This window comes from Nocardia flavorosea NBRC 108225, from assembly GCF_001613385.1.
GTDB classification, from domain to species: domain Bacteria; phylum Actinomycetota; class Actinomycetes; order Mycobacteriales; family Mycobacteriaceae; genus Nocardia; species Nocardia flavorosea.
Map to the genome: position 1 here is coordinate 113,862 of NZ_BDCG01000013.1, position 22,322 is coordinate 136,183.

Sequence of the window (22,322 nt, forward strand, 5' to 3'; positions counted from 1 at the left end):
GCCTATCAGTCCTTACCGCCCCCGGAACACGGGGGGCCTCTTCTCGCGGAAGGCAGCAATGCCTTCCTGCATATCGGAACTGGACGAGATGCGGCCGAGAGCACGCCCGGTCCGCACGTGCTGCTCGACCCTGCCCTGGCCTACGTGCTCGTCGATGAGATCCTTCGCGGCACGAACGACAAGCGGTGCCGAGTCGGCGAGCTTTTTCGCCCACTCTTCGGCGAGCGCGATATGTTCGCCGGTGCCGACGACGGCGTTGATCATTCCGACGTCATGGGCGCGGGCCGCGGCGATCGGATTGCCGAGCATCAGGAATTCGGCGGCGATCTTATGGGGCACCCGGGTGACGATCCCGGACGCCAGGCCGCCGAAGGCGCCGACTTTGCCCTCCGGATAACTGAACCGCGCGTCGTCGGTCGCGACGATCAGATCGCAGTACTGCACCAGCACCCAGCCGGCGCCGATACAGTGCCCGGCGACGGCCGCGACGACCGGTTTCTGCACCTCGACATTCAATCCGGGCACACACCGCCACATATCGAGACTCACGGCATCGAGATCGATCCCGGCGCAGAACGCACGGTCTCCTTCGGCGGTCAGCACGGCCGCCTGTTCGTCGGCGTGCTCGAGGCGGTGCCAGGCCACTTCCAGGCCGGTGATCATCTCCGGCGACAGGACATTTAGCTTCCCGGGATTTCGCAGCGTGATCACCGCGATATTGCCGCGGACTTCGTAGTCGACCGTTCCACTCATGCCGTCGCCGCCTCGGAGGTGACCGGCAGGTAGTGTGCGGTGTGTTCGCCGAGCAGCGGAGCGGGCCGGTCCGGGCGTGTATGCCGGCCGTCGATCCGCAGGGGCAGACCGGGATAGGGGTGCCGGCCTGCGCTGGGATGGTCGAGCGTGGTGAAGAACCCGGTCGCGGCCAATTGCGGATCGTTCGACAGTTCGGCGGGCCCGGCCGATATTCCGGCCGGGACCCCGGCGCACTGGAGCGCATCGACCACGGCACCGGAATCCGTGACGGTAGCGGCCCACTCGGTGACCAGCGCCTCGACCTGCTCGATATCGGTCCGGCGCCGCGCCTTCACGGCCCAGTCCGCCGTGACCTCGAAACCGTCGAGGCGTATGCGCTGCGCGAGTGCAGACCACTGGTCGTCGTCGTGGATGCCGACCGCCAGCCGTTGGCCGTCACCCGTCCGGTACAAGCCGTGCGGAACGCCGGTGGGGTCACCGTTGAGACGCGAGGTCTGCGCCGTCCCCCGGGATTCGGCCACGAAAGCCTCCCCGAACAGCGGCATCATCGCCTCGGACTGCGGAATCTCGATATGGCACCCGCGTCCGGTCTCGCGCCGGCGCACCAGTGCCGTGACCACGGCACTGGCCGCGAACAGCCCACCGACGGGATCGCCGATGGCGAATCCCGTGAGCACCGGCCCGTGTTCGTCGCCGGACAGCCAGGTGTTGCCGCTGGCGGCGTCGAACTGGGCGCCGAAACCGGCGGCAGACGCCTGCGGGGAGGTCGAGGGGAACGCGGTCATCTCGACGACGATCACGGCCGGGTTGATATCGGCGAGTTCCCGGTATCCGAATCCCATCCGGGAAAGCACACCGGCGCGATAGTTGGAGACCACGACATCGCAGGTCGCCACCAATTCCCTCGCCGCGGCTCGCCCCTCGTCGGATTTGAGGTCGAGGGCGACGCTGTGCTTGCCGACGTTCTGCGTGTTGAACCACGCATTGCGATTGAGCGGGTCCGTACCGTAGTCGGCGTCGGGATAGCGCAGGCGCAGATCCGCGCCCGTGCCGCGGAGAATGTCCGGACGGGTGAAGTTCTCGATTTTGAGCACCTCCGCACCGAGCGCGGCGAGCACTCGGGTCGACATCGGGCCCGACCAGACATGGGTCAGATCGAAGATACGCACCCCGGCCAAGGGTCGTGCCGCAGTGTCGCCGGTCATGAGGTAATCCCTTCGGAGGTCACGAGATAGGGAAGTGAGGGGGCCAGGCCACCGCCGCGTACGTGATGCCAGGTATCGCGGGCCGCCAGGTCCGGATCGGCGAGTACCTCCGCCGGTGACCGCACCGCGGTGGCGGCGACATCGTGTTCGGCCGCGGCCTGTAGCGCGGCCGCGACTGTCGAGCGGGCACCCCACTCGTCGAACAAGGCAGCCAGCACATCGACATTCCGGAATCGGTTGTCCAGGTCGACGAATCGCACATCCTCGATCAGGTCGTCGCGCCCCAGCAACCCCACCAGCGCCGGCCAGGCGAGTCCGGCGTAGACGACAATCCAGCCGTCGCGACAGCCCACGACGAATCGAGGACCCGACTGCTCGAGCAGCGACTCCGACCCGTTGTAGGCGTACTGGGTGGTCGCGTACGGCAGCAGGCTCACCACCGTTTCGAACTCCGAGACCGCGACTTCGCGCGTGGTACCGGGTTCGGTGAGCGCCGCGGCGAGCCCCACGTACAGGTAGAGCCCGGCCAGATACTGGTAGCGCAGACCGAATCCGTAGACGGGGCGGCCGTCGCGGCTGCGGGTGTACTCCGCGGCGCCGCCGAGCGCGGCGAGGACGAGTTCGTCGCTGACCCATTGTGCGCGAGGCCCACGCTCCCCGAAGCGTTCGATGCGGCCGACCAATGTGGTACCGGAGAGGTCGGCAGCACTGCCGTCGTCGACCAGGATGACGTCGAACGAGCCCTCCGGCGGTCCGGTCTGCTTACCTGTGTCAAGGAAGTCGGCCGCCTCCGCGGTGACCTCGGGACCGGTCGATCCGGCATCGACGACGGTGGCGCCGTTCTGGACGAACATCCATCCGCAGTACCGGGTGGCGGGTGTGGTTCCGGCGTCGAGCACGCGCAGGTGTGACAGCCAGGCGACGCCGCTCATCGCGGCACGATGCTGCGGGGCAGCAGTCGGCGGATGACCACGACCAGTGCCTGGAGCACCACGCCGATTACGGCCAGCACGATCAGGGCGGCGAAAATAGCCGCGGTATCGCCGAATGCCTGCCGCTCGACGAGGATATAACCGAGGCCGGCGTTGGAACCGACGAGTTCGGCGGCAACAGCGCCGAGTAGTGCCACGATCAGGGCGACATCGAACGACGGGAACAGGTAGGACATGGCGTTCGGCAGCCGCAGGTAACGCATCTCCTGCCATCTGGTCGCGCCGATGGACCGCATGAAATTGTGTTCGTCCTTGTCGATCTCGGTGAATCCGGCGATCGCGGCGGTCATCACCGGGAAATAGGCCAGGGACGCGGCGACGGCGATTTTCGGCGACATCCCGTAACCCAGCGCGACGACCAGCAACGGCGCCACCGCGATCTTGGGAAACGACTGCAATGCGATGACATAGGGATAGAGCGCGATCCGGCTCAGCGAGCTGTAGGCGAACAGCGCTCCCAGCAGCAGGCCGCTGACCACACCGATGGCGAAGCCGATGATCATTTCTGCCAGGGTGACGCGGACATCCTCCCACCACGCGCCCTGGATGATGCCGGCGTCCAGCGCCGACCACACATCGGACGGCTCGGGCAGCAACAGCGGTGAGACGAGCTCACGGGTCGTGAGTATCTGCCAGGCAGCCAGCAGGACGATCCCGACCGCCAGCGGCAGGCCGATACGCACGGCCAGCGCCCGCCCCTTCTCGTTGCGTGCCTTGCCGGGCTCCGGCACGTTCGGGCCCGGTCCCGCGGCGGTCACGGCCGGTTCGGTGACTGTCGGCGTGCTCATGCCCGCACTCCTTCGTGCTGGTGTCCGATCAACCCGCGGATATGACCGACGAGATCGTAGAAACGGCTCTGGGTGCGCAAATCGGCGGTACGCGGGCGCGGAAGCCCGATATCGACGACCTCGCGCAGGGTGCCGGGGCGCGCGGTCATCACGCCGACCCGGTCCGACAGGTACACCGCCTCGGCGATGTTGTGGGTGATGAACACGACCGTTTTCGGCCGGTCGGTCCACAGACGCATCAGTTCGTCCTGCAATCCCTCGCGGGTGAATTCGTCCAGCGCGCTGAACGGTTCGTCCATCAGCAGAACCGGCGGGTCGGCGACGAGAGCCCGCACGATCGATGCCCGCTGCTGCATACCTCCGGAGAGTTCGTCGGGGTATCGATGACGGAAGTCCGCGAGCCCGGCAAGGTCGAAGAGATGGTGCGCGCGGGCCCGGGCGCCGGCGTCCAGAGCGCCGCGCAGTTTCGAAGGGAGGTGGACATTCTCCTCGACGGTGAGCCAGCGCAGCAGGGTCGGTTTCTGGAAGACGATGCCGGTCGAACTGTCGGGTCCGTCGATACGCCGGCTGCCGATGTCCACATGGCCTGTGGAGGCGCTGAGCAGGCCGGCGATGACATTGAGGAGGGTCGATTTACCGCATCCACTCGGACCGACGAGCGAAAAGAACTCGCCGGGTCGCAAGGTGAGATCCACGGAGGTCAGCGCGGTGACGGAACCGCCCCGTCCGCCGGTCTCGTAGACCTTCGACACGGAGTCGATGACGATTTTGTGACCGGTGGCCCCCGCGCCGGTCGAAAGAGGAGTGGTGGAGACGCTCATCGCGCTTCCTTTCCAGCGGGGTCGTGGTTGTGCTGCATGAACGGGGACGCGGCGACGGCGTCCTGGAGCGCGGCGAGGAGTTCGTCGATCCGGCCGAGAATGCGATCGCGGGGGCCGGAGAAACCAATGGCGACGTGATCGCCGGTGGGTCCGCTGACGATCGGGACCGCGATACCGGCGACCCCTTCGCGCCATTCGCCGCGGTTGACGGCGTAGCCCTGATCGCGGGCCTCGGCAAGCTGACGCCGCAGTTCCGCGCTGTCGACCACGGTTTCGGGCGTGTGGGCCTCGAGCGGGGCCCGGAGCACGCGTTCGATCTCTCCCTGAGGCTGGACGGCCAGCAGCATCTTTCCGGTGGCCACACAGTACGCCGGGGCGGTACCACCCAACTCGGTATAGCTGCGGATGGGATGCCAGCCGTCGGCTTTGTCGATATAGGTCACTTGGCCCTGCTCGTAGGTTGCGAGATGCACTGTCTCGCCGTGCATATCGGCCAGGCGGCGAACGACCGGGGCCAGGGTGTCGCGTACATCGGACAACCGGAAGGACCGGCTCGCGATCGACCACACCTTGGAGGTCAGGCAGTAGGTGTCGTCACCGCGATCGAGCTCGACCCAGCCGAGGCTCGCCAGAGTTTTCAGTACGCGGTACACCGTTTGCCGCGGCATATCGAGTTCGGCGCTCAGGTGCCGGACACTGGATCGGCCCGCGGCCAGGCATTCGAGCACATATAGGCCGTTGGCGAGGGTGGAGAGCACGGGTCCGTCGCCGGTGCCTCCGGGTGTATCCGTCGAATCGGTCATGGAGCGTTTCCCTGTCCTGCCGCGGCCCGGATCCCCTCGACGTCGTAGTCGGCGGCGTCGCGTGCGACGCTCAGATCGATCGATTCGGCGATATCGAGTTCGCCCTCGACGATGCCTTTGTCAAAGTGAAAGTGCACGGCTTTCTCGACCGCCTCGTCGGACAGGACCCCGTACATGCCCTCCGGACCGAAATTGATCACCTTGCTCCAGTACGCCGAAACCAGCGCGACCGTCGACGCCATCGCGTCGGCGTCGGAGACATCGCGCGGTTTGGTGGCCGGATCGGTGTCCCACAGCGACTGGATGATCGCCTGCGGGTTCTGCTGCGCCCAGATCGAGGTCTTCGACATCCCGCGCATGAACTCCACGATCTCGTCGCGGTGTTGTTCGAGAACCCGGGCGTTGACGATCCACGCTCCGGAACCGTCGAGATCGTCCAGCGGGGTCGGCAGAACTCGCAACGGGGATCGAGTCAATCCGCCGACCACTTCGAGCGGCCCGAAGTAGGAAGCGAGGGCGTCCACCTCACCGTTATCGAGTGCCGCGGCGGCCTGCGCGCCGGTGCCGATGGGCAACCACTCGACATCGCTGTCGGGATCCACCCCGGATGCTTCCAAAGCAGCCCGGTTGTACAGGTACTGGCCGGTGTTGAGCGCCTGGACGCCGATGGTCTTGCCTTTCAGATCGGCGAGCTCGCGGATAGCGCTCTGCTCCGGGACCGCCATCTGCCAGATATTGCCCCCGGTGATCGCGATGATCTTGACACTCGGGCTTTGCGCGGCGACCTGTAGTGCGGAACTGAGTCCCACTACGCTGACATCCGCTTTGCCCGAGGCCACGAGCTGGACCGACTGTGTCCCACCCTGAGTGAACTGAGGGGTGACCTCGAACCCGGATTCCTTCCAGTACCTGTCCTTCGCGAACACGTCATAGGGCGCGTTGAAAGCCGATAAATTCTGGGCACCGTCGGCCAGCGTGATGGACGTCAGCTCACCGGACGCGGAACCACCTCCGCAGGCGGTCGTCACAGCGACGAAGGTCGCGACCACCGCCAGACAGAGCAGCGATCGCCGCCGTCTCACCTTGCGCTCGTTTCGCACCTCGGACCCTCCTAAAGTTCATATATTGATGCGGCCTAGCCACATTCTGGATTTACGGTATGGTGCTGATCACAAAGCGTCAAGGGGTCATCTGAATCTGAGCAGGCACCGGATTGCGGACAGACCCGGAGGAAAGGCCGCGCATGCTCTATCACCACGCCCTCGCCCGCGCGCTGTGGGAATCGGGTACCAACACCGTGTTCGGGGTCCTCGGGGACGCCAATCTCTTCGCGATCGACAGTTTCCGCCGGGAGTTCGGTGGCCGCTTCGTCTCCATGTCCCACGAGGGCGGCGCGGTCCTGGCGGCGGCGGGTTACAGCGCGACCTCGCCGGGACTGGGAGTCGCCACGGTGACCCACGGCCCGGCCCTGACCAACACCGTCACCGCCCTCGTCGACGCCGCGCGCAGCAGAACGCCGCTGCTGCTGATCGCGGGTGATACCGATCCGGCCGACCAGGAGAACCTGCAGAACATCGACCAGCACGCCGTCGTCGCCCCGACCGGTGCGGGCTGGGAACCGGCCCGGCGGCCCGAAACGGTCGCCGAGGATCTCGAGCGGGCAGCCCGGCGAGCGCTCGCAGAACGACGCCCCGTGGTACTCGACATCCCGGTCGGCTTCCAGTGGGCCGACCTCGCGACGCCGCCCCGGTCACTCGGAGCACTGACGGACTATCGGCCTGCCGCGACAGGTGTCCCGATCGAATCGATCGACGCGGCGGCCGGTCTCCTCGCCGCCGCGCGCCGTCCCATCGTCCTCGCGGGCCGCGGCGCGCTCGGCGCTCGTGCCGAACTCGAACACCTGGCCGCGGTGCTGGGCGCGCCCGTCGCCACGACCTTGCGGGGCAAAGGGCTGTTTCGCGGAAACCCGCACGACATCGGAATCTTCGGGACCCTGTCCCATGATGTGGCGCTGGAGGTGATCCAGCGAGCCGATACCGTGATCGCCTTCGGCGCAGGTTTGACCGCGTGGACCACCGACAAGGGCGCGCTGCTCGAGAACCGGCGCGTCGTGCGCGTCGATACCGATCCCGCGAATTTGGCATTCCGACCAGCCGTCGATGTATCCGTATGGGGCGATGCGGCCACGGTGGCACGCGCTCTGACAGCCGCACTGGGAGAGACGGGAACCGCACCGACCGGTTTCGCCTCTGCAGAGCTCGGGCAGGCGCTGCGCGACCGCGCCGCCCGGCAGCGGCAGACACCGCCGGTGACCGGTATCGACCTCGTCTGCGCGCTGCGCACCATCGACGACGAGTTCGATCGCGAGCGCACCCTGGTCATCGACGACGGCCGGTTCATCATCACCGGCTTCCGGGAACTCTCGGCCCCCGACCCGGCCGCGTACGTCCACACCTGCAGTTTCGCCTCGATCGGCCTCGCGGTGGCTTCGGCAGTCGGCGCCCAGATCGGCCGGCCTCAGCGGCCGGTGCTTGTCGTCTGCGGCGACGGCGGGTTCATGAGCGCCGGAATCAACGAACTCAGCACGGCGGTACGGCACGGCGTGGACATGGTGGTGGTCGTGGTGAACGACAACGCCTACGGCGCCGAGTACATGCAGTTCCGGACCCGGAGTATGGACCCGGCGATCTCCACCTTCGACTGGCCGTCGTTTGCGGCGATCGCCGAGGCCGTCGGTGCCATCGGTATCGAAGTCGTCGATCATCGCGGGCTCGACCACGCCCTGCGCATGGTCGCCGAGCGAGACCGGCCGGTGCTGATCGACCTCCGCGTCGACCCGGACAACGTACCGACCCCGGGATACTGATGATGGACAGCGCACTCCGGCAGCTCACGGCATCGCTTCCGGCAGGTGTTGTCACCAGCCACCGGGAGACTCTCGAGAAGTACCGTAACGACCACATATTCGACCCGGCAGCCGGTCGGCCGGTGGCCGCCGCCAGACCGCAGAACATCGAACAGGTACAAACCTGCGTGCGCTGGGCCGCCCGGCATGCGACGCCGATCGTGACGCGGGGGGCGGGAACCGGGCTCGCCGGCGGTGCCCGCGCGGTCGACGGCTGCCTTGTCCTGTCGACCGAGAAGATGAAGGCCGTCACGATCGACAGCCGATCCCGGGTGGCCCACGTCGAGCCCGGCGCTCTCAACGGTGAAGTCAAACAAGCCGCCGCCGCGGCGGGGCTTTTCTATCCGCCGGACCCCGGTTCCTACCGGATATCGTCCATCGGCGGAAATATCGCCACCAACGCCGGCGGACTGTGCTGTGTGAAGTACGGCGTCACATCGAACTACGTTCTCGGTCTGTCCGTCGTGCTGGCCGACGGCCGGCTGGTCCGGCTCGGGGGGCCGACAGTGAAGAATGTCGCCGGCCTGCCACTCACCCAGCTCTTCGTCGGCAGCGAAGGCGTCCTGGGAATCATCGTCGGGGCGACCCTGCGCCTCATCGTGCCGCCCCCGGATCCGAGCACGGTGGTGGCGACCTTCCCCACCGTGTCTGCCGCGGGGCGTGCGGTCGTCGGTTCCGGCAGCACCTCGCGGCCGTCGATGATGGAGTTACTGGATAACCGCACCATCAATCTCGTCGAAGACTTCCGCCGGGCCGGCCTGGACAGATCGGCCGCCGCCATGCTCATCGCACAATTCGACAACTCGGCCGAGGCTGCCGCGTTCGAGACGGTGGCACGGGCCAGCGAGGGGATCGAAGTCCACCGGACCGACGATCCGGCCGAAGGCGAGATGTTCGTCGAAATACGGAGAGCCACGGGCCCGGCGGTCGAACGACTCGGCCCCTTCCTCGCGGAAGATATCGCCGTGCCGATCGAAGCGCTACCCGACGCCCTGCGGCGAATCGAAGATCTGGCCGCCGAACTCTCTCTCGATATCCCGGTCGTCGCGCATGCCGGCGACGGCAATCTCCATCCCGCCATCATGTATCGCCCCGCAGACCGGTCCAGCACAGCCCGCGCACACAGTGCGTTCCGGCGCATCGCGGAGATCGCCCTGTCACTGGACGGCACGATCACCGGTGAGCACGGTATCGGCCGCACCAAACGCCCACTGCTGCGGCAACAACTCGGAGACGATGTGATGAACTTGACCGCGCTGATCAAGAACGCCCTGGACCCCGGCGGTCTTCTCAACCCCGGGGTGGCTATCTGAAGAATTGTCGTTCTATGCCCCCCGTCCAGCAGTTTCCGGGCGATATCACCGAAACGTGTCAGGACCTGATCGGTCTGTGCGCCGGCGTAGGGGCCGCGAAAATTCGAACGCGGCCGCGAGGTCATCAGTGGCTTGCGAAACCGTCAACCCGGGAACCCAGCGGCATACAATCCCTCGACCAGCCGATCGACCTCCGCACCCGAGCGCACCGCGACACGCAGATGATCCGGCCCCAGACCCGGGAAGGTATCGCAGCGCCGCACCGCGATGCCTTGCTGCCGCAGCTGTTTCCGCACCAGGCCCCCATCCGGGAACTCCAGCAGCAGAAAAGGCGCGGCCGCCGGTGAGCCGACCCGGACTCCGGCCACAGTCAGCCGATCGGCCATTACTGCCCGATCGCGCGCGATCCGCCGGGCTCGCTCCGCTGTTTCCGCCACCGCTCGCGGCGAAGCTGTCGCAGTGATCGCCGCCAGTTGGAGTGTGCCCAGCGGCCAGTGCGCGCGCCCGTGCACCAGTCGCTGCAGCACCGCGGGCGCGCCGAGGAGATAGCCGCATCGCAACCCCGCCAGCGCCCAGGTCTTGGTGAGGCTGCGCAAGACCAGCAACTCGTCGCCGGCCTCCGCGGCGAGCGATTCCGCTTCCCCGGGCACTGCGTCCATGAACGCCTCGTCCACCACCACGATCCGCCCCGGGCGCTGCAGCGCGCGCAGGGTTCGCGCCGGGTGCAGCACAGAAGTGGGGTTGGTGGGGTTGCCGACGACCACCAGGTCGGCTTCCACGGGCACTCGCGCCGGGTCCAGGGTGTAGGGCGGTTCCAGCACGACCCGCGTCACCGGGACCCCTGCCTCCCGCAGCGCGAGCTCCGGTTCGGTGAACGACGGGTGCACCACCGCCGCCAGCCGCGGGCGCAGGCGCGGCAACAAGGCGAACCCCTCCGCACCACCGGCCAGGGGCAGCACATGGCCGGGATCGATCCCGTGCCGGGCGCCGACCGCCTCGCGGGCCAGCCGGTCTTCCTCGGCCGACGGATACCGCCCGAGCGAATCCAGGGCCGCGGCCAGCCGCTCCCGCAACCATTCCGGCGGCCCGCTGCCCTGGACGTTCACCGCGAAATCGAGCAGCCCGGGGAGGGCTTCCACATCACCGTGATGACGTAAACCGGCGAGATCGACGTGGTCGGCGAGCATGAGACGCACCCTACGTGGCGCGCACCGGGTGCGACCCGCCAGAATGGCTGTCGTGGGTGAGCTGCACATATCGTTCGTCTGTACCGGCAACATCTGCCGGTCCCCGATGGCGGAGAAGATCCTGGCCGGGCATCTGTCGCGCGCCGGCCTGACCGATCGGGTCCGGGTGAGCAGTGCGGGCACCCACGGCTGGCATACCGGCGCCGACGCCGATCCGCGCACCACCGAAACCCTGCGCCGCCACGGCTACCCCGTCGGTCATCGCGCCGCCCAGTTCGGCGCGGAGCACGAGGACGCGGATCTGGTGGTCGTGATGACCACCGACCACGACCGCAATCTCGCCGTCCGCGGGGTGCCGGCGCAGCGCCGGCGCCTGTTGCGCAGTTTCGATCCGGACGCCGACGGCACGGATGTGCCCGACCCCTACTACGGCTCGACTGCCGAGTTCGACCTGGTCCGCGACCAGATCGAGGCCGCGGTCCCGGGCATTGTGGACTGGGTCCGCGCCACGCTCGCCGCCCGCGCCGGTGAACCGGAGCCGGCCTGATGCGCCGCCTGGCCTTCCTGCTGCGCCCGGGCTGGCTGATCCTGGCCGCGGTGGTGGCCGGGTTCGCCTACATGTGTTTCACGGTGCTTGCGCCCTGGCAGCTGGGCAAGAACGATGCCACCTCCGAACGCAACCAGTTGATCGAGGATTCGGTGGACGCGGCCCCGGTCGCCGTCACCGATCTACTCGACGGCGACCGCGAAGCGGCAACCGAATGGCGGAAGGTGTACGCCGAGGGCAGCTATGTCCCGGATTCGACCGTGCTGGTCCGCCTGCGGCATCTCGACGGCGCACCCGCGTATGGGGTGCTGTCGGCGTTCACTCTCACCGACGGCCGCATGCTGCTGGTCGATCGCGGGCTGGTCGCCGCGGTGGACGGATCCCAGCCGCCCCCGATCGAACCGGCACCCACCGGTACCCAGCGGGTCGAGGCACGGGTGCGGGTCTCGGAGAACATCGACCCGGAGCGGGCCCCGGCCGTGCAGAACGGCATCCCGCACGTCTACTCGATCGACGTCCCGCAGGAAACCACCGTCCTCGGATTACCGTTGACCCCGGTACCCGTGGGTGAGCGCGGCGCCTACCTCCAGCTCGCCGACGATCAGCCGGGCGCCTTCACCCCCGTCCCGCTCCCCCAGCTCGATTCCGGCCCCTACCTCTCCTACGGCCTGCAATGGCTGGCATTCGGCATCATGGCCCCACTCGGCCTCGGTTACTTCGCCTGGGCCGAGATCCGGGAACGCCGCAAGTCGCGGGTCTCGGCGCCCCCCGAACCGGCCGCACCCGAATCCGAACCGGTCACCAAGGAAGCACGTCTGGCCGACCGCTACGGTCGCACTCCGCGCTGAGGACACCTCGTCACGCGGGCAGTCCGGGCAGACCGCGAAGCTGCCCGGCGCGAGGTGAGACCGAGCCTGCGGAAGATATTCCGCAGAGGTGCGTCGACAGTCCGCGGGCTGATGAACAACCGCGCCGCGACTTCCTTCGACGTGTGCGCCCGCCGCCACGAGACGTGGGATATGCAATTACCGCGGCCGCAACGCATGGAGTCCCGCAGTGCGCATCGATCAGCATCCCGGAACAGAAGTGACCGGATTCCGTGGCGCCGACCACCGAATCACCATGCAGTGTTGTGCCACCTACCCTGCGAGCGGCTGCACCGGACACCCGACCGAGCCGGGGCTGTGGACTGTCCAGCTCGTTTCGTTTCCGGCGTCGCGCCCGGTGACCGGCCAACGCCTCCCGATCCTTGCCCGGACTCAGGCGCGACGCGGCCTGCACCGGGCCACGGCCAGCGCCACAGCCGGGGCGAGCGCCGCATACTGGACCAGTTTCGACAACTGCACCGCACGTCGCAGATCGGCGACGGCCGGGGGCGGTCCGTCGCCGAGTTCCGGTCGCTGTTCGATCCCGTGCCGGTACTCGGTGCGTCCGCCCAGCCGGATGCCGAGTGCGCCGGCCGCCGATGCCTCCACCACGCCCGCGTTCGGGCTCGGGTGCCGGCCGGCATCCCGGCGCCATATCCGCACGACTTCACGTGGTCGGCCGCCGACCGCCGGCGCCACCACCGCCGTCAGCAGTCCGGTCACGCGGGCGGGCAGGAGGTTGGCGATATCGTCGGCGCGCGCCGCCGCCCAGCCGAACCGCCGGTACCGTACGTTGCGGTACCCGATCATCGCGTCCAGCGTGTTCACCGCCCGATAGCCCAGCAGCCCCGGAACCCCGGCCACCGCCCCCCACAGCAGTGGTGCCACCGCCGCGTCGGAGGTGTTCTCGGCGATCGATTCCAGTGCCGCGCGCGCCAGCCCGTCGGCGTCGAGCACTTCGGGATCCCGGCCGCACAATGCGGGCAGGAGCTCGCGCGCCCCGGCCACATCCCCGCGTTCCAGTCGCCGCACCATCGCCTCTCCGGTGCGCTCGAGACTCCGCCCGCCCAGCACGGTCCAGGTCGCCAGGGCCATCGGCAACGCGCCACCGCGGCGCACCATGACACCCGCACCGACCACCGCGCCGACCAGTAGCGCTTCGTGCACGATCCCGGCCCGGCGCCGATCCGCGTAGGTCATGGTTTCCACCGCTGCCGCGAGCATGCCGAACCCGGCCACCGGATGCCCGCGCCGCGGGTCGCCGAGTATCCGGTCCAACGCGAATCCGGCCAGCAGACCGACCGCTGTCGAAACACCGCTACGCACCGGCCGAGCCTAACCACCACCGCATACGGTGGCTGCGTGGGGATCGGCCCGGCCGGTGTGTGAACCCGTCCGCACCGGGAACGACGGGGGCAGCCGGAAGTGTCGCCGGAGATCGACGCCGGACCATGCCGAGACCACGGCCATCGGCTACACCGTGAGCGTTCAGCGCCCCCAACGGGATCCCGGCCACCCGCTTGCTTTGGTTACCCGCGGATCTCACCGCCCGCCGGCGAGAAGCCCCCCTGGACCGGGGGCTTCGCCATAGTTTGCTGCCCCGGGCGCGGCATCGGATCGGCACGGCCGGGCGGGTGCACGGCCGCAGCCGTTCGCTGCGCGATTCCAGCGCCGGTACCGCCGCAATATCCTGGTGAGCGGCGCGGTTGTCACAGATCGAATGCCGGTTTCGTCATCGCGACGACACCGTTTCGCCCGGCCCACGGGCCCGAGGACAAGGAACCGCAGTGAGCGACGGACACGCCCCCACCGACCTGGCCACTCGTTTCGAGGAACTGCGCCCCTACCTGCGCCGGCTCGCCTACAGCACACTCGGCAGCCTGGCCGACGCCGACGATGTGGTGCAGGAGGCGTGGCTGCGGCTGCAGCGGCATCACGAAACCGGCGGCGCGGCGATCGACAACTTGCAGGCCTGGCTCAGCACGGTTGTCGGGCGGCTGGCGCTGGACCAGCTCGGGTCGGCACGGGTTCGGCGGGAACAGTATGTGGGCGAATGGCTGCCCGAGCCCGCGGTGGCGGACTGGGAGGATCCGGCGGACCGGATCTCGCAGGACGAACGGGTCACGATGGCGCTGCTGGTGGTGCTGGAATCGCTGTCCCCGGCCGAGCGGACCGCCTTCGTTCTGCAGGATGTGTTCGGTATGGCCGGCCCGGAGGTCGCCGAGGTGGTGGGCCGCACCCCGGCCGCCGTCCGGCAGCTGGCTTCGCGGGCCCGGAAGCGGGTGGAGGACGGGACACCGCGTTTCCCCGCATCGCCGGACGAACACCGGAAGGTGGTGTCGGCGTTCGCGCTGGCCTGGCGGTCCGGGGATGTGAACGCCCTGCTCGGCGTGCTCGACGATCGGGTGACGCTCACCGCGGACGGGGGCGGGAAGGTACCCGCGATCCGCAAGCCGGTGCAGGGCGCCGAACTCATCGCCAAGATGCTGCTCGGCTGGTATCACGCACCGTCGGCGCCCGGCGGCTGGGGCCGGTCGATCGAGGTCAACGGCTCGCCGGGGCTGCTCGTTTTCGACGGCCGGTATCCGGGGGTTTTCTCCTTCACCGTCGATACGGGCCGGATCACCGCCATCCACGCCGTCCGCAACCCCGACAAACTGCGCAACCTGCCGGAGGATGCCGGCGCGGAATGGTTCCTCAACGAATCCTCTGCGGACCCCGATCCGGGCGAGAAGTGAGGCGGCGCGACAGTCACCGCGCTGTATCTCCCATGCTCCGTGGCCGCGGGCCCTCGTCCTGCCCCGGGACGGAGACAAGCAGGACGAGCAGGCGGCCGGGCGCGCACCGCGGCGCTTGCTCCCCGCGGATGAATCCGGGAGGCTCCGCGCTAGGTTGGCGTGATGAAGATCGAAGTCAGCGGACATCAGCCCGAGATCCACGACTCCGCGTGGATCGCGCCGACTGCGTGCGTAATCGGCAGAGTGAAGCTGGAAGCGCAGGCCAGTATCTGGTACAACGCCGTACTGCGCGGTGATACCGAACTGATCACCGTGGGTGAGCGCAGCAATATCCAGGACGGTTGCGTACTGCACGCCGACCCGGGTTTTCCGACCACGGTCGGCGCCGGTGTGTCGGTGGGACACAACGCGATCCTGCACGGTTGCACGATCGAGGATGATTGCCTTATCGGTATGGGCGCGACAGTGCTCAACGGCGCAGTGATCGGGCGCGGGAGCCTGGTCGCGGCGAATGCGCTGATCCCCGAGGGCGCGCAGATTCCGCCGGGCTCGCTGGTGGCCGGTGTTCCCGGCAAGGTGCGCCGGGAACTCACTGCCGAACAGCAGCGCGGGCTCGAACTCAATGCCATGGTCTACCTGCACCATATGTCCGAGCACCAGACCGCCAAGGAACTGTGACACACCTCCCCCGGACAGCTTTATGGACAAGCGTCCAATTGGTGGCTGATACGATGGGAAAGACGTATCCGGGGAGACGGGCGAGCTCGAAACCCGCTGTCCTGCAAGACGCCGGCGTTTCGGGCGAGCCCGAGCGTGTAGGCACCCCAGGTGCCGGCAGGAGGTATGACGGGTGGCGTGTGAGCATTCCGAGGCGCGCCGGCCGAACAGGCGGATCAGTGTGGCCGATATCGCCGCGCAACCGGGGGGTATCGAGGCGCTACGGCGTCGCGTCCACGAACTCCGCTGCAGCGGAGAAGATTTCGCGGCCAATGCGATAGAACGGGAGATGGCCGAACTCGACCTGTCCGCGGAGTGACGCCCGGCACGAAACCAACGCGCAGGTCATGTGGTGGACACAGGGTCCGATACAGTGGGGAAACCATGCCACCCGTACCACCTATTCTGCAGCGCATCCTGTCCGAAGCACCCACCGACAGCGTGAAGGTCCTCGACAGCGCGCTCTCGGCGTTCCTGGACTTCGGGATCAAACGCACGAGCATGGGCGAGATCGCGCGACGTTCCGGGATCAGCCCCGCCACCCTCTACCGCCGCTTCGAATCGAAGAACGACCTCGTCGAAGCGGTGACGGTTCGGGAAGCGCAGCGTTTCGTCGCCCAGATCGACGATCGGGTCCGCACGGTAGCCGGCTCCGAAGATCAGCTGGTGGAGATCTTCGTCGCATTCATCTCCGCCATCGCGGGCAACCCGCTGCTGTCGCGGCTGCTACGCACCGAACCGGACCTGGTACTGCCCCGCCTCACCACCGAGGCCGGACCGATCCTCGCCGTCGGCCGCACCTACCTGGCCGCGAAACTACGGGAACTCGGCGACTACGGTGACAACGCCGACTTCGACCCCGACCTGGTCGCCGAGATCATGGCCCGGCTGGCGCTCTCGCTGGCCCTCACCCCCGACGGGCTCATCCCCATCGAAGACGAAGCGGCCGGACGCGAATTCGCCCGCCGCACGCTGCTGCCGATGGTTTCCGGCCCCACCGTGAGCTGAGCGCCCTCACAACGCGAAGGCACGGTTCACCAGGTCGTCCAGTTCGGGCTGTGCCGCCGGCGCGAGTTCCGGTTCCTGGACCAGCTCACGGACCAGGCCGACGATCGCGACTCCCGGGGCGCCGGCCGGATCCGGTAGCGGCAGCCGGGAGACGTACTGGGTGATCCAGCGGCGGCGGCCGGAATACAACCGGTTACCGCATACGGCGTCGTAGAAGCGCACCCCCAGCGCGGAGTTCGCGATACCCATCATCAAGCAGGCCAGTTCCTCGGCCGGGAGATCAGCATCCAGCTCGGACAGCGAAATCCAGTAGCAGTCACCGTTGACCACAGCGCCCGACCGGTCCAGCGCGAACCGCGGCCGATCACTGATATCCGGGAAGACCACCTTGGGTGTCCGCCACATATGCGGCCGCTGCGGAACCCAGTGCTCGAACCACTTCCGGCCGGCCTCGGTGAGATAACCCCGTGCACTCAGCACCTCCCGATGCTGCTCGAGATAGGCGGCGGTACGCGGATAGCGCGCCAGATCCACTGGTATGCGGCGCGGATGGTCCAGGTCGTACGGGTACAGGACCCGAGCTCTGCGACTGCCCTCGACCCGCCAGGGACGCAGGTCGTGGTGGGTGATGAGATCACACAGCAGCTCCGGTTCGGTATCCGGGTCACCCCAGTGCTCGGCGATGAAGACGCGGTCCGCATTGGTCTTGATCCCCACCCGGATACGCGCGAGGTCGCCGAATGTCCGCCACATCCGCGCCGATACCGCATCCAGCCAGTCGTCGTGCCCCACTCGCGCCATCCGCCACCCCACCGACGCCGAGCCGGGCGGAATCGCCAGCTCCCCCACCGTCACCGCGAACCGCCGCCCCTGCCACCTGATCGTTGCGTCGGCGCCGGCACCCAGCACTTCGAACAGGTCCGCCCCCTCCACGAACGGCCCACGATCCGGCACGTCCTCGCCGTCGTCGAGACCCGGATCAGCCGACGTCTTCGGTCCGTCGCTCTCGGCGCGGCCGCCGGGAAGACGGTCCCCGGCTCCCGGTACGGGCCTGAGTCCGCCGACCGGTCGCGTGGCAGCATCGCTGCCACCTGCATGTTCGTCCGGCTGCCACCGGTTGTCGACCGCTGGTTCCACAGCGGGCCGGGGCAGGTCCGGCGTCACTCCCTCCGGCGTGACGATCTCCCGCGCGGAACCGGCCTGGTCCACACCGCGTTCCTCGTCCGTGTCTCTCGCCGGCCCAGCGGGACTCTCCTGGTAGACCGAGACATACCGGCACCGTTCACGGACCCGCCCCCGCACGGCGATGGTCACCGCCGGTAGCACCGCCGCCTCGAACAATCTCGTATCACCCAGGTCGTACAGTTCCACCGGCACCAGTTCCCCCAGCAGCACCGCACGCAGATTCGCGCCCGCCTTCGTGGTCAGGAACCGATTGGCGCACAAAAGCCCGAACATCCCGCCGGGGACCAGCAGCCGCGGTACCGCGGCGACGAACGGATGGGTGAGGTCGAACCGTCCACGCAATCCGAACTGCCCACGCAACGCCTGCGCTGCCTCGCCGCCCAACTGCTGGGTCCGCACATACGGCGGGTTAGCGATCACCACATGAAAGGACGCCGCCGGCAATGTGGCGCATTCGGCCAGGAAATCGGCCTGCCGCCAGTCGACCACCACACCGGCCCGAGCAGCCCGGTCTCGCGCTACCGCCAGGCCTTCCGGGTCCAGGTCGTATCCCACCAGCTCGACGGGCACCTCCGGCAGTCGCTCGGAGAGGGCGGCCCGAATCGCGAACAACAATTCCCCACCTCCGCACGCGGGATCCAGCACCCGCAGTCCCGACCCCGGCGCCGGCACCCACGCCGCCACTCTCCCGGCGAGGAACTCCGCCAACGCGGTAGGTGTGTAGTGCCGACCATGTCTCTTACGCTCGCGAGCCCCCGCACCATCGCGTCCCATGCGCGCATTCTTGTCCACGTACGCCGTGAACCTGGGCATTTCTGTGTTTTTGGCGCCGCCTCCGGCGGCGCGGGTTTTGGCCCACCAAGGTCGCTGCTGTCAGCACTCGACACTCGCAGCTGCGCCGCATCGCATCGAGCACTGACAGCAGGGACGGGCCAAAACCTTGCAGGGCCTCGTAAGACTCGGCGCCGCCGTGGTTGCGTTCAGGTTCGGGGTGGGGCGTCCGAATGCCTCACGGGAATCTCGGCTGCGGGCGCCTTCGAATGCGGCGTGCCCCCGGAGTAACGCGGCGCAGGGCCACCGAGAGCCCGGTTTCGTATCGCGTCACAGCGTGCCGGCATCGGCGCCGCCCGATCGGCCGAGCACCGAGGTGCTGCGGGGTTTCGAATGCCCATACCAACGTAGCGAGGGCCCCGGAGCAACTCGCTCCGGGGCCCTCCACGAGGCAGCGCCTACCGCGTCACAGCGGAATGTTCTTGTGATGGCTGGGCCTCGAGGGAACGGAGGCCAGCGCCGCGGCGATCACGCTGCGGGTCTCGGCCGGATCGATCACCTTGTCCACGACGCCGATGGACAGCGCCCGCTCCACACCGCCGGCGATGGCCTCGTGTTCGGCGGTGAGCCGTTCGTGCAGAGCTTCACGCTCCTCCTCCGGCGCGGCGGCCAGGGCCTTCTTGTGCAGGATGCCGACGGCGGCCTTGGCGCCCATCACCGCGACCTCCGACCCGGGCCAGGCGTAGACCGCGGTCGCGCCGAGCGAGCGGGCGTTCATCGCGATATAGGCGCCGCCGTAGATCTTGCGGGTGACCAGCGTGACCCGCGGCACCCGGGCCTCGGCGAAGGCGTGCAGAAGTTTCGCACCGCGGCGCACCACGCCGTCCCATTCCTGTCCCACGCCGGGCAGGTAGCCGGGGACGTCGGTGATCACGACCAGCGGGATGCCGAACGCATCGCACAGCCGGACGAACCGGGCCGCCTTCTCCGCGCTCTTGGAATCGAGGCAGCCACCCAGCCGCAACGGGTTGTTCGCCAGCACACCGACGGTGCGTCCGGCGAGCCGGCCGAGGCCGGTGACCATGGAGCGGGCGTAACCGCCCTGCAGTTCTTCGAAGCTGGATTCGCCGTCGACGTTGTCGAGCAGTTCGTGCACGATCGGTTTCACGTCGTAGGCGCGTTTGGCCGAGGCCGGCAGCATGGCCTGCAGGTCGACGTTGCCGTGTTCGGCGGCTACCGGGTCGAATTCGCCCTGTTCGGCAAACATCGAGACCAGGCGGCGCGCCCGGTGCACGGCATCGGCTTCGTCGTCGGCGACGATATGGGTGACGCCGGACTTCTTGCCGTGGGTTTCGGGACCACCGAGGGTAGCCATATCGACCTGCTCACCGGTGACGCTACGCACCACATCGGGGCCGGTGACGAAAACGCGCCCCTCGGGCGCCATGATCACGATATCGGTGAGGGCGGGCCCGTAGGCGGCACCGCCGGCGGCGAAACCGAGCACCACCGAAATCTGCGGTACCAGGCCGGAAGCGCGGACCATGGCCTCGAAAACCAGGCCGACGGCATGCAAGGCCTCGACGCCTTCGGCGAGGCGGGCCCCGCCGGAATGCCACAGGCCGACCACCGGCACACCGGAGTCGATGGCGGTATCGATGGCGCCGACGATGTGCTTGCAGCCCTCGACTCCCATGGCGCCGCCCATCACGGTGGCATCCGAGCAGTAGGCGACGGTCCGCACACCGTCCACCTCACCGATCGCGGCGAGCACCCCCGACTTGTCCCGCGGATGGAGGGGTAGCGCCGTGCCGGGATCGAAGAAGCGTTGCAGCCGACCGAGTGGATCGCGCGGGTCTGTCGCGGTTTCCTGGTGGCGGGCCGGAGCCATGGTTGTCATCGCGTTCTCTCCTCGATGATGTGTGGCCGAGGCACGGGCCACAGGTGTCGAAGCACGAAGCGGGGCCGCCGGTATCGCCGGCGGCCCCGCAACGGGTCGTCGAACTTATTCGGTCAGGTCCGAAGGCCGTCAGGCCCGGCCGAAGGCGAGCGCGACATTGTGCCCACCGAAACCGAACGAATTGTTGATCGCGTACTCGATTTCCTGGCGGCGGGCTTCCCCGTGCACCACATCGAGGTCGATCTCGGGATCCTGGTTGTCCAGGTTCAGGGTGGGCGGCACGATACCGTCCCGGATGGCCATCACGGTGAGCACCGATTCCAGCGCACCGACGGCGCCGATCGAATGCCCGAGCGCCGATTTGGGCGCATAGACCGAGGCGTGGTTACCGACGGCCTTGTTGATCGCGTTGGCCTCGGCGGTATCGCCGATCGGGGTGGCGGTGGCGTGCGCGTTGATATGGGTGATGTCCTGCTTGGACAGACCCGCGGTCTGCATGGCCCGGGTCATGGCGCGCGCGGCGCCCGTGCCCTCGGGGTCGGGGGCTACCAGGTGGAAACCGTCGGAGGTGATTCCGGCGCCGAGCAGACGGGCGTGGATGGTCGCTCCGCGTGCCTTGGCATGCTCCTCGGTTTCGATGACCATGAGCGCGCCGGCCTCGCCGAAGACGAAACCGTCCCGGTCCTTGTCGAACGGACGCGAGGCGGCCTTCGGGTCGTCGTTGCGGGTGCTCATGGCACGCATCATGGTGAACGCCGCGATCGGCACCGCGTCGATGAAACCCTCGACGCCGCCGGTGACGACCATATCGGCGTCACCCATGACGATCATCCGCCACGCGTTCGCAATGCCCTCCGAACCGGACGAGCATGCCGAGACCGGAGTGACCACTCCTGCCCGGGCCTGCAGCTCGAGACCGACGACGGCGGACGGCCCGTTCGGCATGACCATCTGAACAGCGAGCGGCGAGATCTTGCGATAGCCGCCGTTCTTCAGTTTGTCGACCGAATCGATGAGCGCGTCACCGCCACCTAGTCCAGTGCCGATGGCCACACCCAGCCGGTCCGGATCGACCTCCGGGCTGCCCGCGTTGCGCCAGACCTCACGGCCCAGCACGGTGGCGAGCCGCTCGACGTAGGCCATCCGCCGGATCTCGACCCGGCTCAGCAGGGTATCCGGCGACACCTTCAGGTGGCCGCCGATACGAACCGGGAGGTCGTATTCCTCGACGAAGGAGTCCTCGAGAACATCGATTCCGCTCTCGCCGTTGAGGAGTCCCTTCCACGTCGCATCGACATCTCCCGCGATGGACGTGGACGCCGCCAGGCTGGTGACGACGACGTTGGGGAAGTTCCCGTTCAAGGTGGAAGGAGTGGTCACGGTGTCGGCCCTACTCGGCGTTGCCGAGCTTGGCCTTGAGCTCGGCGGCCATCTCGGAGTTCTCGGCCTCGAGCTTCTGGACGTAGGCGACGGAATCGCCGACGGTCTTCAGGCTGGCGAGATCCTCGTCGGGGATCTTGACGCCGTACTTGTCCTCCATCTGCACCGCGATCTCGACCATGGACAGCGAATCGATGTCCAGGTCGTCGACGAAGGACTTCTCGAGGGTCACCTCGGAGGGCTCGATACCGGTCACCTCTTCGATGATCTTGCCGAGTTCCTCGACGATCTGTTCCTGGGTGAGGGGTGCATTCTCCAGATCAGCCACTTCGTGGCTCCTCTCTCGGTTTTCTCTGTAGGGCTTACTTGGTTCTTCGGGCCGGGACGGCGAACGGTTACGCCGCCCGGTGCCGGGTTCCCGCCGGGAATCGGTGGAAACTCGG

Annotated in this window: 22 protein-coding genes; 8 read left to right on the plus strand and 14 right to left on the minus strand. The window is 68.0% G+C overall.

Going from position 1 to position 22,322, the window contains the following annotated elements:
• Positions 1-12: 12 nt before the first annotated feature.
• From NFL01S_RS16325 to NFL01S_RS16355, 7 genes are read right to left on the minus strand one after another with little or no spacing between them, the layout of a single operon-like run.
• On the minus strand, positions 13-753 hold the full coding sequence (locus NFL01S_RS16325; protein WP_062976167.1) for an enoyl-CoA hydratase/isomerase family protein: 741 nt from the start codon (positions 751-753) through the stop codon (positions 13-15).
• Positions 750-1,958 carry a CaiB/BaiF CoA transferase family protein gene (locus tag NFL01S_RS16330; RefSeq protein ID WP_062976168.1) on the minus strand — a complete coding sequence of 403 codons (1,209 nt, stop codon included), beginning with the start codon at positions 1,956-1,958 and terminating at the stop codon, positions 750-752. Before NFL01S_RS16330 ends, NFL01S_RS16325 begins: the two co-directional genes overlap by 4 nt.
• Entirely contained in the window at positions 1,955-2,890 is a 936-nt protein-coding gene (locus NFL01S_RS16335) for a CoA transferase (protein WP_062976171.1), read from the minus strand. The genes NFL01S_RS16330 and NFL01S_RS16335 overlap by 4 nt, the downstream gene beginning before the upstream one ends.
• Positions 2,887-3,738 (minus strand): ABC transporter permease, encoded by an 852-nt coding sequence (locus NFL01S_RS16340; protein ID WP_062976173.1) that lies wholly within the window; start codon positions 3,736-3,738, stop codon positions 2,887-2,889. The genes NFL01S_RS16335 and NFL01S_RS16340 overlap by 4 nt, the downstream gene beginning before the upstream one ends.
• Positions 3,735-4,559, minus strand: coding sequence for an ABC transporter ATP-binding protein (locus tag NFL01S_RS16345; RefSeq protein WP_084492736.1), 825 nt, complete (start codon positions 4,557-4,559; stop codon positions 3,735-3,737). The genes NFL01S_RS16340 and NFL01S_RS16345 overlap by 4 nt, the downstream gene beginning before the upstream one ends.
• Entirely contained in the window at positions 4,556-5,362 is an 807-nt protein-coding gene (locus NFL01S_RS16350; RefSeq protein WP_062976175.1) for an IclR family transcriptional regulator, read from the minus strand. The genes NFL01S_RS16345 and NFL01S_RS16350 overlap by 4 nt, the downstream gene beginning before the upstream one ends.
• Positions 5,359-6,444, minus strand: coding sequence for an ABC transporter substrate-binding protein (locus NFL01S_RS16355; protein WP_168433901.1), 1,086 nt, complete (start codon positions 6,442-6,444; stop codon positions 5,359-5,361). Before NFL01S_RS16355 ends, NFL01S_RS16350 begins: the two co-directional genes overlap by 4 nt.
• Positions 6,445-6,605: 161 nt before the next feature.
• On the opposite strand from NFL01S_RS16355, the gene NFL01S_RS16360 reads away from it, so the two are divergent.
• Together NFL01S_RS16360 and NFL01S_RS16365 are read left to right on the plus strand one after the other, a co-directional pair.
• Positions 6,606-8,228 (plus strand): thiamine pyrophosphate-binding protein, encoded by a 1,623-nt coding sequence (locus tag NFL01S_RS16360; RefSeq protein WP_062976179.1) that lies wholly within the window; start codon positions 6,606-6,608, stop codon positions 8,226-8,228.
• Positions 8,228-9,580, plus strand: coding sequence for an FAD-binding oxidoreductase (locus NFL01S_RS16365; RefSeq protein ID WP_062976181.1), 1,353 nt, complete (start codon positions 8,228-8,230; stop codon positions 9,578-9,580). The genes NFL01S_RS16360 and NFL01S_RS16365 overlap by 1 nt, the downstream gene beginning before the upstream one ends.
• A gap of 143 nt (positions 9,581-9,723) precedes the next feature.
• Here NFL01S_RS16365 and cobC read toward each other — a convergent pair whose 3' ends face one another.
• The gene (gene cobC, locus NFL01S_RS16370) at positions 9,724-10,767 is read right to left on the minus strand and encodes an Rv2231c family histidinol phosphate aminotransferase CobC (protein ID WP_062976183.1); all 1,044 of its coding nucleotides are present in this window, start codon (positions 10,765-10,767) and stop codon (positions 9,724-9,726) included.
• Between the two features lie 43 nt (positions 10,768-10,810).
• On the opposite strand from cobC, the gene NFL01S_RS16375 reads away from it, so the two are divergent.
• Both NFL01S_RS16375 and NFL01S_RS16380 read left to right on the plus strand, forming a co-directional pair.
• The gene (locus tag NFL01S_RS16375; RefSeq protein ID WP_062976185.1) at positions 10,811-11,314 is read left to right on the plus strand and encodes a low molecular weight protein-tyrosine-phosphatase; all 504 of its coding nucleotides are present in this window, start codon (positions 10,811-10,813) and stop codon (positions 11,312-11,314) included.
• Entirely contained in the window at positions 11,314-12,162 is an 849-nt protein-coding gene (locus NFL01S_RS16380; protein WP_062976187.1) for an SURF1 family cytochrome oxidase biogenesis protein, read from the plus strand. The genes NFL01S_RS16375 and NFL01S_RS16380 overlap by 1 nt, the downstream gene beginning before the upstream one ends.
• Here the strand turns inward: NFL01S_RS16380 and NFL01S_RS37640 are convergent.
• Together NFL01S_RS37640 and NFL01S_RS16385 are read right to left on the minus strand one after the other, a co-directional pair.
• The gene (locus tag NFL01S_RS37640) at positions 12,141-12,359 is read right to left on the minus strand and encodes a LuxR C-terminal-related transcriptional regulator (protein ID WP_084492739.1); all 219 of its coding nucleotides are present in this window, start codon (positions 12,357-12,359) and stop codon (positions 12,141-12,143) included. The two genes, NFL01S_RS16380 and NFL01S_RS37640, sit on opposite strands and share 22 nt — an antisense overlap.
• Positions 12,360-12,573: 214 nt before the next feature.
• A complete protein-coding gene (locus NFL01S_RS16385) occupies positions 12,574-13,506 on the minus strand; it encodes a cobalamin biosynthesis protein (protein ID WP_062976189.1) in 933 nt (310 codons plus the stop codon).
• Positions 13,507-13,967: 461 nt separating this feature from the next.
• On the opposite strand from NFL01S_RS16385, the gene sigJ reads away from it, so the two are divergent.
• The 4 genes from sigJ to NFL01S_RS16405 all read left to right on the plus strand — a co-directional run bounded on the left by sigJ (position 13,968) and on the right by NFL01S_RS16405 (position 16,643).
• On the plus strand, positions 13,968-14,918 hold the full coding sequence (gene sigJ / locus NFL01S_RS16390; RefSeq protein WP_062976191.1) for an RNA polymerase sigma factor SigJ: 951 nt from the start codon (positions 13,968-13,970) through the stop codon (positions 14,916-14,918).
• 162 nt (positions 14,919-15,080) lie between these two features.
• Complete coding sequence (locus NFL01S_RS16395) at positions 15,081-15,596, plus strand: gamma carbonic anhydrase family protein (protein WP_062976193.1); 516 nt, start codon at positions 15,081-15,083, stop codon at positions 15,594-15,596.
• Positions 15,597-15,768: 172 nt separating this feature from the next.
• Complete coding sequence (locus tag NFL01S_RS16400; protein WP_062976195.1) at positions 15,769-15,954, plus strand: hypothetical protein; 186 nt, start codon at positions 15,769-15,771, stop codon at positions 15,952-15,954.
• 65 nt (positions 15,955-16,019) lie between these two features.
• Positions 16,020-16,643, plus strand: coding sequence for a TetR/AcrR family transcriptional regulator (locus NFL01S_RS16405; RefSeq protein WP_062976197.1), 624 nt, complete (start codon positions 16,020-16,022; stop codon positions 16,641-16,643).
• Between the two features lie 6 nt (positions 16,644-16,649).
• Here the strand turns inward: NFL01S_RS16405 and NFL01S_RS36970 are convergent, their stop codons facing one another.
• The 4 genes from NFL01S_RS36970 to acpM all read right to left on the minus strand — a co-directional run bounded on the left by NFL01S_RS36970 (position 16,650) and on the right by acpM (position 22,198).
• Positions 16,650-18,641 (minus strand): Eco57I restriction-modification methylase domain-containing protein, encoded by a 1,992-nt coding sequence (locus NFL01S_RS36970; RefSeq protein WP_245670724.1) that lies wholly within the window; start codon positions 18,639-18,641, stop codon positions 16,650-16,652.
• Positions 18,642-19,065: 424 nt separating this feature from the next.
• A complete protein-coding gene (locus NFL01S_RS16415) occupies positions 19,066-20,499 on the minus strand; it encodes an acyl-CoA carboxylase subunit beta (RefSeq protein ID WP_062976199.1) in 1,434 nt (477 codons plus the stop codon).
• A gap of 129 nt (positions 20,500-20,628) precedes the next feature.
• Positions 20,629-21,879, minus strand: coding sequence for a KasA/KasB family beta-ketoacyl-ACP synthase (locus tag NFL01S_RS16420; protein ID WP_062976201.1), 1,251 nt, complete (start codon positions 21,877-21,879; stop codon positions 20,629-20,631).
• 10 nt (positions 21,880-21,889) lie between these two features.
• Positions 21,890-22,198, minus strand: a complete 309-nt coding sequence (gene acpM, locus NFL01S_RS16425) for a meromycolate extension acyl carrier protein AcpM (protein ID WP_062976624.1) — start codon at positions 22,196-22,198, stop codon at positions 21,890-21,892.
• Positions 22,199-22,322 lie beyond the last annotated feature (124 nt).